General features: G+C 69.0%; 10 protein-coding genes. 6 read left to right on the top strand and 4 right to left on the bottom strand.

Annotation, left to right across the window (positions count from 1 at the left end; all coding sequences use genetic code 11):
- Window positions 1-2: 2 nt before the first annotated feature.
- On the bottom strand, window positions 3-971 hold the full coding sequence (locus tag ACP93_RS10710; protein WP_048490679.1) for a LysR family transcriptional regulator: 969 nt from the start codon (window positions 969-971) through the stop codon (window positions 3-5).
- Window positions 972-1,079: 108 nt separating this feature from the next.
- Here ACP93_RS10710 and aceB point away from each other — a divergent pair, with 108 nt between their 5' ends.
- From aceB to ACP93_RS10690, 4 genes are all read left to right on the top strand, one after another.
- Window positions 1,080-2,723 carry a malate synthase A gene (gene aceB / locus ACP93_RS10705; RefSeq protein ID WP_048490678.1) on the top strand — a complete coding sequence of 548 codons (1,644 nt, stop codon included), beginning with the start codon at window positions 1,080-1,082 and terminating at the stop codon, window positions 2,721-2,723.
- Window positions 2,724-2,862: 139 nt separating this feature from the next.
- Entirely contained in the window at window positions 2,863-4,158 is a 1,296-nt protein-coding gene (aceA, locus tag ACP93_RS10700; protein ID WP_048490677.1) for an isocitrate lyase, read from the top strand.
- Window positions 4,159-4,395: 237 nt separating this feature from the next.
- On the top strand, window positions 4,396-5,442 hold the full coding sequence (locus ACP93_RS10695; protein WP_048490676.1) for a GGDEF domain-containing protein: 1,047 nt from the start codon (window positions 4,396-4,398) through the stop codon (window positions 5,440-5,442).
- Between the two features lie 27 nt (window positions 5,443-5,469).
- Window positions 5,470-8,097, top strand: a complete 2,628-nt coding sequence (locus ACP93_RS10690; protein WP_048490675.1) for a putative peptide modification system cyclase — start codon at window positions 5,470-5,472, stop codon at window positions 8,095-8,097.
- Here ACP93_RS10690 and ACP93_RS10685 read toward each other — a convergent pair.
- On the bottom strand, window positions 8,049-8,372 hold the full coding sequence (locus ACP93_RS10685) for an NHLP-related RiPP peptide (protein ID WP_048490674.1): 324 nt from the start codon (window positions 8,370-8,372) through the stop codon (window positions 8,049-8,051). The genes ACP93_RS10690 and ACP93_RS10685 overlap by 49 nt on opposite strands.
- A gap of 173 nt (window positions 8,373-8,545) precedes the next feature.
- On the opposite strand from ACP93_RS10685, the gene ACP93_RS10680 reads away from it, so the two are divergent.
- Window positions 8,546-9,733 (top strand): putative peptide maturation dehydrogenase, encoded by a 1,188-nt coding sequence (locus ACP93_RS10680; protein ID WP_048490673.1) that lies wholly within the window; start codon window positions 8,546-8,548, stop codon window positions 9,731-9,733.
- Window positions 9,734-9,751: 18 nt separating this feature from the next.
- On the opposite strand, the gene ACP93_RS10675 is transcribed toward ACP93_RS10680, so the two are convergent.
- On the bottom strand, window positions 9,752-10,258 hold the full coding sequence (locus tag ACP93_RS10675) for a cupin (RefSeq protein WP_048490672.1): 507 nt from the start codon (window positions 10,256-10,258) through the stop codon (window positions 9,752-9,754).
- Between the two features lie 167 nt (window positions 10,259-10,425).
- Complete coding sequence (locus ACP93_RS10670) at window positions 10,426-12,054, bottom strand: SulP family inorganic anion transporter (RefSeq protein WP_053069733.1); 1,629 nt, start codon at window positions 12,052-12,054, stop codon at window positions 10,426-10,428.
- A gap of 315 nt (window positions 12,055-12,369) precedes the next feature.
- Here ACP93_RS10670 and ACP93_RS10665 point away from each other — a divergent pair, with 315 nt between their 5' ends.
- Window positions 12,370-12,792: a hypothetical protein gene (locus ACP93_RS10665; RefSeq protein WP_048490671.1), complete on the top strand. Its 423-nt coding sequence runs from the start codon at window positions 12,370-12,372 to the stop codon at window positions 12,790-12,792.
- Window positions 12,793-13,246: the final 454 nt, after the last annotated feature.

Raw genomic sequence — 13,246 nt, 5'->3', positions numbered from 1 at the left:
GGCTACCGCTCCGACGGCCCGCTCTCGTCGTAGCCGCGCGGGGTGAACAGGTCCGGCTGGATCAGTTCGATAAAGGCACGCGCCTGCGGCGACAGGTACTTGCCCTTGCGCACCACCACGCCATAGCTGCGCGCCGGGAAGTAATCGCCCAGGGCGCGGGTGGCCAGGCGCGCGCGGTCGGCGTCGGTGAGGCAGATCGAACTGACGATGGATACGCCCATGCCCATCGCCACGTACTGTTTGATCACCTCCCAGCCGCCGACCTCCAGCGCCACGGTGTAGGGCACGCGCGCCTGCTGGAACACCAGGTCGACCAGGCGATAGGTGACCTGGCGCCGGGGTGGCAGGATCAGCGGGTAGGGCGACAGGTCCTCCAGGGTCAGCCTGGGCTTGCGGGCCAGCGCGTGGTCGCGCGGGGCGATCAGCAACTGTTCGAACCGGTAGACCGGGGCGTAGCTGAGGTCCGCCGGCACGTCGAGCATCGAGCCGACCGCCAGGTCCACCGCATCCTCGCGCAACAGGTCGGTGCCGTCGGCGCTGATCGCGTTGTGCAGGGTCAGCCGCACCTGCGGGTGACGGGCGCGGAACGCCTCCACGATCTTCGGCAGCAGATAGAGGATGGTGGAACTGTTGGCGGCGACGTTGAGTTCGCCGGCGTCCAGCCCGCGCGCCTTCTCGCGGAAGTCCGCCTCCAGCCGGTCCAGGCTCTCCACCAGCGGCTGCGCCATCTCGTACAGCAACTGGCCCTCGCGGCTGGGTACCAGGCGGCGCCCGCTGCGCTCGAACAGCACCACCCCCAGTTCGCGTTCCAGCGCCTGCAGCTGCAGGGTCACCGCCGGCTGGCTGACGAACAAGGCCTCCGCGGCCCGCGATACCGCGCCTAGCCGCACCGTCTGGCAGAACGCGCGCAGCGGCTTGAGCCGGTCGGATTTGTAAGGAAATCGCGGGGTTGCGGCGCTGCCCGTGGCCATGACGTGATGGATATAAGTCTTACTTATATAAAGCATTGACAAAACTGCTTTGTCAAATACATGTGCTGGCAGCACGGTGGAGCCCCGGAAACATCGAGGAATCCCCACATGTCCGCCCCCGCTTTCGCTGCTGCTCCCGACCCGTCCACGCGCTCCACGCCGGGCATCGCCCTGACCGCCTCGCTGGCCGGCCAGGACGCCCTGCTGCCGCCGCCGCTGCTGGCTCTGCTGGTGTCGCTGCACCGGGCGATCGAGCCGGAGCGCCAGGCGCGGCTGGCGGCGCGGCGCGAGCGCCAGGCGTTCTTCGACGCCGGCGGCCTGCCGGACTTCCGCACCGACACCGGCGCGATCCGCGAGGGCGACTGGCAGGTGGCGCCGCTGCCCGAGGCCCTGCAGGACCGCCGCGTCGAGATCACCGGCCCGACCGATCCGAAGATGGTCATCAACGCGCTGAACTCCGGCGCCAAGGTGTACATGGCCGACTTCGAGGACTCGACCGCGCCGACCTGGCGCAACCTGGTCGCCGGCCAGCGTGCGCTGGCCGAGGCGGTGGCCGGGACGCTGACCTTCACCGCGCCGGCCGCGCGCGACGGCAGCCCGGGCAAGCGCTACGCGCTGCGTCCCTACGAGGAACAGGCGGTGCTGATCGTGCGTCCGCGCGGCTGGCATCTGGACGAGAAGCACGTGCTGGTCGACGGCCAGCCGCTGGCCGGCGGCCTGTTCGACGCGGCGCTGTTCGCCTTCCACAACGGCCGCGCGCTGCAGGCCAAGGACCGCGGCCCCTATCTGTACCTGCCCAAGCTGCAGTCGATGGAGGAAGCGGCGCTGTGGGAGACCGCGCTGGCCCACATCGAGGACATGCTGGGCCTGCCGCAGGGCCAGATCAAGGTCACCGTGCTGATCGAGACGCTGCCGGCGGTGTTCGAGATGGACGAGATCCTGCACGCGCTGCGCGGCCGCATCGTCGGCCTGAACTGCGGTCGCTGGGACTACATCTTTTCCTACCTGAAGACCTTCCGCCGGCATCCGGACCGGGTGCTGCCCGAGCGCGGCCAGGTGACCATGACCCAGCCGTTCCTGAAGGCGTACTCGGAACTGCTGATCCGCACCTGCCACCGCCGCGGCGCGCATGCGATGGGCGGCATGGCCGCGCAGATCCCGATCGGCCACGACGAGGCGGCCAACGAGCAGGCGATGGCGCGGGTGCGCGCGGACAAGCTGCGCGAAGTCACCGCCGGCCACGACGGCACCTGGGTGGCGCACCCGGCGCTGATCCCGATCGCCCGTGCGGTGTTCGACGAGCACATGCGCTCGCCGAACCAGCATGCGGTGCGCCGCGAGGACGTGCAGGCCGACCGCGACACGCTGATCGCCCCGTCCACCGGCACCATCACCCGCGCCGGCTTCGAGGGCAATATCGAAGTGTGCGTGCGCTACCTGGCGGCGTGGCTGGACGGTAATGGCTGCGTGCCGATCCACCACCTGATGGAGGACGCCGCCACCGCCGAGATCAGCCGCAGCCAGTTGTGGCAGTGGCTGCACGTGGGCGGCCTGCACCTGGACGACGGCACCGCCATCGACTTCGCCCTGTTCGACGCCTGCCTGCGGCAGTTGCCGGCGCGGCTGGGCGAGCGCGCGCTGCTGCCGGGCGGGGCGCGGGTGGACGAGGCCATCGCCTTGCTCGACAAGCTGACCCGCGACGAAGAACTGGCCGATTTCCTGACCTTGCCGGCCTATCAGTTGATTGATTGAAGCCGGGAGTGGGGATTCGGGAATGGGGAATCGTGAAAGCGAGGTCCCTGCGTCCGACCCCTGACGAGCCTTTCAAGCTCTCTCTATCCGGAATACCCCCACCGTTTCATCGCTGCATCCATTTCGAGGAGAACGCCAGATGAGCACCACGCTGCAGACCGCCGAACAACTCCAGCGCGACTGGGACACCGATCCGCGCTGGGCCGGGATCACCCGCAACTACACCGCCGCCGACGTGGTGCGCCTGCGCGGCACGGTGCACGTGGAGCATTCGCTGGCCCGGCTCGGTGCCGAGAAGCTGTGGAAGTACCTGCACGAGAAGGACTTCGTCAACGCGCTGGGCGCGCTGACCGGCAACCAGGCGATGCAGCAGGTCAAGGCCGGGCTCAACGCCATCTACCTGTCCGGCTGGCAGGTGGCCGCCGACGCCAACCTGGCCGGGCAGATGTATCCCGACCAGTCGCTGTACCCGGCCGACTCGGTGCCGGCGGTGGTCAAGCGCATCAACAACACCCTGCTGCGTGCCGACCAGCTGCACCATGCCGAGGGCAAGGACGAGATCGACTTCCTGCAGCCGATCGTGGCCGACGCCGAGGCCGGCTTCGGCGGCGTGCTCAACGCCTTCGAACTGATGAAGGCGATGATCGAGGCCGGCGCGGCCGGCGTGCACTTCGAGGACCAGCTGGCCTCGGTGAAGAAGTGCGGGCACATGGGCGGCAAGGTGCTGGTGCCGACCCGCGAGGCGATCGAGAAGTTGAACGCCGCGCGCCTGGCCGCCGACGTGATGGGCGTGCCGACCCTGCTGGTGGCACGTACCGATGCCGAGGCCGCCGATCTGGTGACCAGCGACATCGACGCCAACGACCGCCCGTTCACCACCGGCGAGCGCACCGTCGAAGGCTTCTACCGCACCAACAAGGGCCTGGACCAGGCGATCAGCCGTGGCCTGGCCTACGCGCCCTACGCCGACCTGATCTGGTGCGAGACCGGCAAGCCGGACCTGGAGTTCGCGCGCAAGTTCGCCGAGGCCATCCACGCCAAGTTCCCCGGCAAGCTGCTGGCCTACAACTGCTCGCCCAGCTTCAACTGGAAGAAGAACCTGGACGACGCCACCATCGCCAAGTTCCAGCGCGAGATCGCCAGCTACGGCTACAAGTTCCAGTTCATCACCCTGGCCGGCTTCCATGCGCTGAACTACTCGATGTTCAACCTGGCGCACGGCTATGCGCGCCGGCAGATGAGCGCCTTCGTCGAACTGCAGGAGGCCGAGTTCGCCGCCGCCGACCGTGGCTTCACCGCGGTCAAGCACCAGCGCGAGGTCGGCACCGGCTACTTCGATGCGGTGACCCAGGCGATCCAGCAGGGCCAGTCCTCAACCACCGCGCTGAAGGGTTCGACCGAGGAAGAGCAGTTCCATGGCGAGAAAGCGGCCTGACCTGCAACCAGACGCTCACGACTCGCCCCTCCCTGGCAGGAGGTGGGAAGCCCGGGTTAGCCCGGGCTTTTTTTTACGCGCGCTTTTGGCGAAGGCGGGGACGGTGTCTACCGCGTGCGACAGCTGGCCGTCGTGTCTCTTGAAGGGGCGAGATCGGCTGTGAAACGTATCGTGAGCGCCACGTGTAGGTGCTATGCTCCCCAGCCAGGGGCCAGCGACGTCACATGAGGGGGCCGGATGAGCTGCGACAGCGCCGCATCCACCGCACGCGGCACAATTTCCAACGCTGCTGCGGTCGCTCCGAAGCCGAACGAGCTGGCGGTGCTGACCGCTGCGGAACTGCGCCTGTTCTCCGAATTCGGCCGCGCCCGTACGGTGCGCGCCGGCGACGTGCTGTTCCGCCGCGGCGATGGCGGCAGCGCCATGTTCGTGATCACCAGCGGCGTGATCGATCTGGATTTCGGCGAGGACCTGGTGGTGAAGCACCTGGGCCACGGCGAGTTCTTCGGCGAGCTGGGCCTGCTGATCGGCAACCACATGCGCAGCGCCGACGCGCTCGCCGCCAGCGACGGCGCGCTGGTGGAACTGGACCACGACGACTTCCAGCGCCTGGTCGAGCGCGACCCGGGCGTGGTCGCCTACTTCCTGCGCCGCACCATCATGCGCGTGGTGATGAACGAGCAGACCCTGATCCGCCAGCTGCGCCGGCGCAACCGCGACCTGGAAGCGGCGCTGGACAACCTCTACGCCACCACCCACCAGCTCACCCAGACCGAAGAGCTGGTGCGCACCGACGAACTCACCGGCCTGCACAACCGCCGCGGACTGATCCTGCGCCTGCAGGAGTGCCGCCGCGACGGCCGCTCACCCGGCCCAGGCCTGCTGCTGATCGACTGCGATCGCTTCAAGCACATCAACGACGCCCACGGCCATCTGGTCGGCGACCGCGTGCTGCAGAACGTCGCCAACATCCTGCGCTCGGTGGCCGGGCCCGACGACATCGCCTGTCGCCTGGGCGGTGACGAGTTCTGCCTGCTGGTGGCCGCCGGCAACGTCGAGGACCTGCGCCGGATCGGCGAGTTCGTGCTCGCCACCGTGCAGAACCTGCTGGGCGTGCCGCACCCGGCGCCGCACATCTGCCCGGTCAGCATCGGCATCAGCCGGGTCGATCCGCATTCGGACTGGAACGACTGGTACGCCAACGCCGATGCGGCGCTGTACGAGGCCAAGCGCCAGGGCGGCAACCGGTTGTACTGGCACGACCTCGCCTCCGCGCCCTGCTGAGCCATCACGCCCCCGCGAGCCGCCGCCATGACCGACGCCCCCGCACCGCCGCCCGAGGTCCCGCAGCTGCGGACCCTGCTGCTGACCGACCTGTGCGACTCGGTGGCGCTGGTGGAAAAGCTCGGCGACGCCAATGCGGCCGAGTTGTTCAAGCGTCACGACTCGCTGGTGCTGGAGCTGCAGCAGCGTTGGCGCGGGCGCCTGATCGACCGCTCCGACGGCCTGCTGCTGCTGTTCGAACGGCCGATCGACGGCCTTGGCTTCGCCCTGGACTACAGCCGCGGCCTGCACGACCTGGGCGCGCAGCGCAAGCTCGACCTGAAGGTGCGCGCCGGCCTGCACGTGGGCGAGGTGCTGACCTGGCGCAACAGCGACGCCGCCGTGCAGGTGGGTGCCAAGCCGCTGGAGGTGGAAGGCCTGGCCAAGCCGACCGCGGCGCGGCTGATGACCCTGGCCCGGCCCGGGCAGATCCTGCTCTCGGCGGTGGCCGAGTCGCTGACCCACCGCGCCGCGCGCGAGCTGGGCGAGCGCGGCGAGCGCCTGCTGTGGAAATCGCACGGTCGCTGGCGCTTCAAGGGCGTGCCGACCCCGCTGGAGATCTACGAAGTCGGCGAGATCGGCCACACCCCGCTGCGCGCGCCCAAGCCCACGCCCAAGGCCTGGCGCGACATCCCGCTGTGGCGCCGGCCGGCGGCGCTGGCGGCGGAAGCGGCGCTGATCGCCGCGTTCGCGCTCGGCGCCTGGTTCGTCACCCGTCCGCAGCCGGCCATCGCCTTCGCCGAACGCGACTGGGTGGTGGTGGGGGATTTGCGCAATCTCACTGGCGACGTAGCCCTGGACGACTCGCTGCAGCAGGCCTTCCGCATCAGCCTGGAGCAGTCGCGCTACGTCAACGTGCTCAGCGATCTGAAGGTGCGTGACACGCTGACGCGGATGCGTCGCGATCCGGAGCACACGCCGTTGGATCGCGCCACCGCCTCGGAGATCGCGCAGCGCGATGGCGCACGCGCCGTGCTGCTCGCCACGGTCTCGGAGGTCGGCGGGCGGGTGCGGGTGAGCGCGGAGGTGGTCGATCCAAAGACGCAGGCGACTGTCTATGCCGAGTCCCGCGACGGCCGCGGGGCCGGCTCGGTGCTGGCCTCGATCGATGCGGTGACCGCATCGCTGCGCGAGCAGTTGGGCGAAGGCGAGGAGATCATCAGGAAGAATTCGCCGCCGCTGCCGAGCGTGACCACCAGCAGCCTGGACGCCCTGAAGGCCTACGCGATCGCGGTGAAGTACTTCACCCGGCGCGACTTCCAGACCGCCGATCAGTACTTCGCCAAGGCGGCCGAGATCGACAAGGATTTCGCACTCGCCTACATGGGATCGATGCGGGTCGAGATCTCCACCGCCAACAATCGCGCGGCAATGCAGTACCTGGCCAAGGCCATGGCCTTGCGCGACCATCTTTCCGAACGTGATGCGCTGTACCTGGATGCATGGGCGAGCGAACTCGGCCCGCACCCGTGGCGGCAGGCGAAGCAGAAGTGGAAGATGCTGTCGGAACTGTATCCGGACTACTACGCCGGCGCGGCGCAGTTCGCCTGGGACGAATTCACCGAGGGCAACTACGCATCGGCCGCGCACAGCGTGCAGAAGTTCGCGGTGCCACAGAATCCGCTGCGCGACGTGGCAGTGGAACTGCAGGGCCGCATCTACCTGGCGCAGGGCCGGTACGGCGACGCGCTCAATGCCTTCAAGCAGGCCGAGGAACTCGGCGGCTATCCGGCGACCCGACGCCATGCTGCCGCGTTCGCGGCGATGAAGGACTACGCGGCGGCAGACAGCATCATGGCGTCACTGGCGGCGTCGGGGGCGGCTCTGACCGACCACTTCGAACAGATCTCCATTCCGCTGGACCAAGGCCGTTTGCGCGACGCAGCCGCTGCCGCGCAGGCGGCCGTGGCGGCGTCGGCGGAGGCAGAGCCGGTGATCCGGTATCCCTTGCAGATCGCGCAGCAAGCAGTCGCGTTCGTCATCGATCCACGGACGGTGGACAGGCGAGCGCTGGCGCGGATCGCCGACGAAGCGTTGCAGCAGGCCGTCCACGGCGACGCCGGCGATCGCGACGATCTGGTCATCGTGGCGATGTCGGCCATCCGCCTGGCGCAGCGCAGCGGCGACCCAGCGCTGTACGACGTGCATGCGGCGCAGCTCGCCTCGCTGGTTGCGCAGTCCGGTTTCCCGCCGATGACCAAGTTGTTGTCCCTGCTGCGGGCGCAACAGCTCATCGACAGCGGAAAGCCCGCGGGTGCGGTCGCCCTGCTACGCGAACAGATCGATGGCAGGGAGCCGTATCAGCTCCACGTCAGCCTGCGCGACGCCTTGCTCGCAACCGGCGAGAAGAAGCAGGCATTGGCCGAAAACGACTGGCTGGTCGCGCGCCGCGGCCTGGCGTACATCGAGCCGACCGGCGGACTGGTGCTGCAATCGATGAATGTCGCCGACGCGAACCTGGCGGTGCTGAGTACCACGGAGATTCTGGCCAGCCTGGGCCAGCCCGACCAGGCGCGGCAGAAGGCGGAGACCTTCCGTCGCGCCTGGGCGGGGCAAGCATTGCCGACCTATTTGGCAGTCAGGCTGGCGACGACGGAACCCGCTTCGAAACAGTGAACGACCGTGTGCGTACCCTCGGCGGTGAGGTAGGCCAGCAGCAATTCCAGGGCTTCCTGGATTTCTTCCTTGGTCGCCAGGTCAGAGGTGCACAGGCAGGTCGGCTCCTCCAGCGCGGCGGCGGCGCGTTGCTCGGAGAGGCCGAGGCTGCGCAGCGCCGCACCCGGATCCTGCGCGAACAGCGCGCGGAAGGCGTCGTCGGTGGACAGAAGCGTGAGCAATTGCTGGGCAGTGGCGAGATCGAAGGGCGGATGCCCCTGCGGCTGGTCGGTCATGATGTGGTCCCCTGTTTCGATAGCGGTGGACATGCGCTGCACGCATGGCGGAGGTGCGGTTGCCACGGCCGATCGCAGGAACGACCGGGGCCGCGGCGGTATCCTAGCAGCCCGGCATCTCTCCAATGTGGCCAATCGATGCAGTGCTCCCGCACCACGGAAACGAGGGGTCCATGCGTCTGAGGCGCTGTGCCGTGCTGTTCGTCGAGGCGCGGGAACGCGTGGCGTTCGACCTGGCCAGCCTGCTCCGTGGCGGTGCCGGGCTGCGCCGCGAGCGTGCGTGGGTCGCGTTGGCGCCGCACCTGGACAGTGAGCTCGAACTGGACGTGGCCGACCTGCCGTTGCTTGGCCAGGTCAGTCCCACGGAATGGGTCGAGCGCGCGCACCTGGCCGGCCATGCGGACGCCGCGATCGAGCGGGCGCTCGATCGCGGCCTGCTGATCGGCGACGACGCGCGTTCTGCCGCGTTTCGCGAACGCGACGAGGCGTTGCGGTCCGCGCATTGGTGGCCGGCCGCGGCCGTGGCGCACTGGGCCAGCCGTTGGCAGGGCATCGACGGGGTGACCGCGATGGAGCGCAACGGCATGGTGTCTGCCCCCGACCTGCGCCGCAAGCTGGGCGCGCCGCCACCCGAGGTGCAGGAGGTCGGTTCCGGCCTCGCCAGGATTCCGCTGCCGCGGTTGGACGACGGCGCCTTCGACGCCATGCTTGCGCGTCGCGTCACCTGCCGCAACTACGACGATGCCCGCGCGCTGCCGCATGCGCTGTTCCTGCGGATGGTGCAGCGCGCACTGATGGCGCGGGCGACGCTGCGGGTCCAGGACGATACGGTGTTCCTGAAGAAGAACGTGCCGTCGGCTGGCGGATTGCACCCGACCGAAGCCTACCTGCTGGTGCGCCGGGTGGAGGGGATCGAACCGGGCTTGTACCACTACCATCCGGTGGATCACGCGTTGGCGCCGTTGCCGTGTCCAGGGCCGGACATCGATGCATTCGCGCGGTTGGCGCTGGCCGGGCAGCACTGGTTCGCCGATGCCCACGTGCTGGTGCTGCTCGCACCGCGATTCACCCGCACGTTCTGGAAGTATCGCCAGCATGCCAAGGCTTATCGCGCGCTGACCCTGGACGTCGGCCACATCTCGCAGGCGCTGTACTTCTCGGCCACCGAGCTGGGATTGGGGGCGTTCGTCACCTCCGCCATCAATGACGTCGATCTCGGCAAGGCGCTGGACCTGGACCCGATGCGCCAGAGCGTCATGGCGATCTGCGGTTTCGGTTGGAGGTCCGAGCACGCGGCGACGACCGAGTTCGATCCGGCGTGCGACGTCTGGGCGGCCGAGTCCGCTTCACGGCAGGCGTGACCATGTTGGACGACGTGGTCAGTCGATGGCGGTAGGCATCTGCCAATACTCCAGCAACGGCCCCTCCGCCCCGAGCAGCGGATCGCTGTGCGGAAACGGTACCTTGGCGATCCGTTGCAGCATCGCGGCGGTGGGCGCCTCGCGGCAGATGTCCCAGTCCTGGCCCTGGGGGTAGGCGCCAACGACCATGAAGTCGGCGCTGGCGGACAGCCGGCAATGGCCGGTGCCGGCCGGCAGCAGCAGGGCATCGCCGGCCGCGAGTGCGACCTCGATGCCGCCCGGGCCGCCAAGCACCACGCAGGCGTTGCCGCCGGCGACGCCGAGCACCTCGTGTGCGGTGGAGTGGTAGTGGTGGTAGTCGTAGATGCCATCGCGCCATTGCGGCGGCCAGCCGTGCGCGGCGAAGCGGCGTTCGAAGCCGTCGGCGTCGATGGCGCCCACGCAGTGCCGGTAGTGCAGCACCGGCAGGAACGGGTGGTTGGGTACCCAGTGGCGTGGCGACAGTCGCCAGTGGTCCAGCGGCATCGCGCGTCTCCTGCACAGTCGGTCGGCAGGCCGATGCTAATCGTGCGATGTCGTCGCCATGTCAGCGCACGAGAGGAGCGCGACGATCGTCGTGCGGCGACCGCCAGCTGGCGTGTCCGACGCACGGCGCGTCCTCTCGCCACCGTGTCGAGATTGCCTGGTGCGGCTCAATGCAGCGGAACGCTCTCGGCGTCGCCGCGCTGGTGGGTGCCCAGCCGCCCGACCATCGCCGCACTACTCGCATTCAATCCCACCACGTGGACCTGCGCGCCGTGGCGGCGGAACTTCAGCACCACCTGGTCCAGTGCGCCGATGGCGCTGATGTCCCAGACGTGCGCTTCGCTCAGGTCCAGGGTGACCCGCGCCCGCGCCCGCGCATGCGCAAAGTCGAAGGCGCCGGCGAAGCTGCCGGCCGAGGCGAAGAACAGCTGGCCGCGGATGCGGTAGGTGTGGCCGCCATCGGCGTCTTCGCTCCTGGTGATGTCGAGCATGCGCCCGACCTTGCGCGCGAAGAACAGCGCCGACAGCAACACACCGGTGAGCACGCCGCGCGCCAGGTCGTGGGTGGCCACGGTCACCACGACGGTGCCGAGCATCACCACGCTGGAGCTGGCCGGGTGGGTACGCAGTTGCGCCAGCGAACGCCAGCTGAAGGTGCCCACCGAGACCATGATCATCACCGCCACCAGTGCGGCCATCGGGATCTGTCGCACCCAGGCGCCGGCGAACACCACCAACAGCAACAGCACGCTGCCGGCCACCAGCGCGGACAGGCGCCCGCGCCCGCCGGACTTCACGTTGATCACCGACTGCCCGATCATCGCGCAGCCGGCCATGCCGCCGAACAGGCCGCTGACGATGTTGGCCACGCCCTGGCCCACGCACTCGCGGTTCTTGTCGCTGGGCGTGTCGGTCATGTCGTCGACGATCTGCGCGGTCATCATCGACTCGAGCAGGCCGACCACCGCCATCGTCGCCGCGACCGGGAACACGATCCGCAGCGTCTCCAGCGTCCACGGTACGTCCGGCAACAGCAGGCTGGGCAGGCGATCGGGCAATTGCCCCTTGTCGCCGACGGTGGGCACGTGGATGCCGAAGTACAGCGCCAGCCCGGTCAGCAGCACGATCGCCACCAACGGCGGCGGCACGGCCAGCCCACGCGTCCAGCGGTGCCCGAGCAGCAGCGCCGCCGCGCCACCCACGGCAACCGGCAGCAGCGTCCACGGTGCCATGCTGCCCGCGGTCAGTGCCGCGCCCAGCACCAGCAGCCACAGGCCGATGCCTGGGAAGCTGCGCCGCGACAGCCAGGGCAGGCCGTAGATCAGCAACAGCCCCAGCGCTACCAGTGGGTAGACCGGCACGGGCACGCCGATCAGCTCGGGCAGTTGCGCCATGAAGATCAGGATCGCCAGCGCGTTGACGAAGCCGGTGATCACCGAGCGCGAGACGAAGCGCATCAATGCGCCGAGTTTGAACAGCCCGGCCAGGATCTGCAGCAGGCCGGTCAGCAGCGTGGCCGCCAGCAGATAGGGCACACCGTGCTCTTTGACCAGGCCGATCATCAGCAGCGCCATCGCGCCGGTGGCCGCGGAGATCATCCCGGGGCGCCCGCCGGCGAAGGCGATGGTCACGCAGATGCAGAAGGCGGCGTAGAGGCCGATCTTGGGATCGACCCCGGCGATGATCGAGAACGCGATCGCCTCGGGAATCAGCGCCAACGCCACGACCAGGCCGGCGAGCACGTCGCCACGGAGATTGCCGCACCACGATTGGCGCAGGGAAGAGGAAAGCTTCAAGGTAAACGCTCCTGTCACCGCCCTGTCGCAGGGCAGTGCTCGCTAAATGCAAGGAAAAACCAGCAACCTGCGGCCTGCCGTCGAGGGTGGGCCGATGCGTGTCGCGGGTGTCAGGGTGGCGTCATGGGAGCGCTTGGTGAGCGGGCGCGCGCCGGACGGGCGCGGTGCGCGAGTATACGCGATGCCTGTCCGAGGACCCAGCCGCGCCGCGCGCGTGTGACGGCATGCACGTCGATGCCGCCGCATGACTCACGTTGCGCTCACTTTCGCCGCGCAGAATGTGCGGATCGAAACGCCGTCATCGTGGAGTCGGCCATGCAGGATCTACGCATCGATCATGTCGATGGCGCCTTGTCCGCCCTGGACCAGGCGGACCCGCAGTACAAGGCGGCGCTGTGGCAATGGGCCTGCCTGGAAATGCTGCACGAGACCCTCAGCGCCATGCACCAGCTCTCGCATCGCGCCGGCGTGGCCGAACTGGTCGCCGATGCCTGGCTGGCGCCGGTCGACGTCATCGCGCCGGAGCAGCCGTTCCTGGAGCGCGCCGCGCTGGCCGACCCGCGCGTACCGGCATTCGCACTGGCACTGAATGCGGCCGCATCGCGGCAGTCGCGCGCCGAGCTGTGGCGCAGCGGCTACGCCAGCGCGGTGCAGGCCACCTTGCAGGGCATGCAGGCACTGGCGGGCAAGCACCGGATCGATGCGCGGCTACCGCAACACGCCGCGGCAGTTGCCTGATCATTGTGCGGCGCGCACTCTCCGTGCGCCGCTGTGCCCTCGGGCAGCCGTGACAACGCGGTACGCTTTCTCGTACTGAGCCGTCTTCGTCACGGGCGTCGGCGGCGCATGGCGACCGCGGCACCACCTCGACAGCGCGCCGCGCTGGTCGCGCAATGACACACGGACTACATCGTGTTCACCCGCATGCGACGGCCTGCGCGACAGCCTGGGGCCATGCGCCACGACGACCGCCATCCTGGGGCTCCCCCTTCCGCGCCCATGCCGCCAACGCGGCGCGTCCGTGATGCCAGCGGCACGTCCGAAGCGGCGGCCTGGTGGCGACAACTGCGCGGCAGCCGCTGGCTGGGTGCCGTCGCGGTGCTGGTGTCGCTAGCGTTGGTCGCCGTGGCCCTATTGCGTTGGTCTGGCGCATGACCGAGGCAGCGCGTCATCCCGATCCGCACGGAGTGCC

It is taken from the genome of Xanthomonas sp. NCPPB 1128 (assembly GCF_001043115.1).
Classification (GTDB): Bacteria; Pseudomonadota; Gammaproteobacteria; order Xanthomonadales; family Xanthomonadaceae; genus Xanthomonas_A.
The sequence above is the reverse complement of the archived record's forward strand: the minus strand, read 5'-3'. Positions and strand labels throughout refer to the sequence as shown.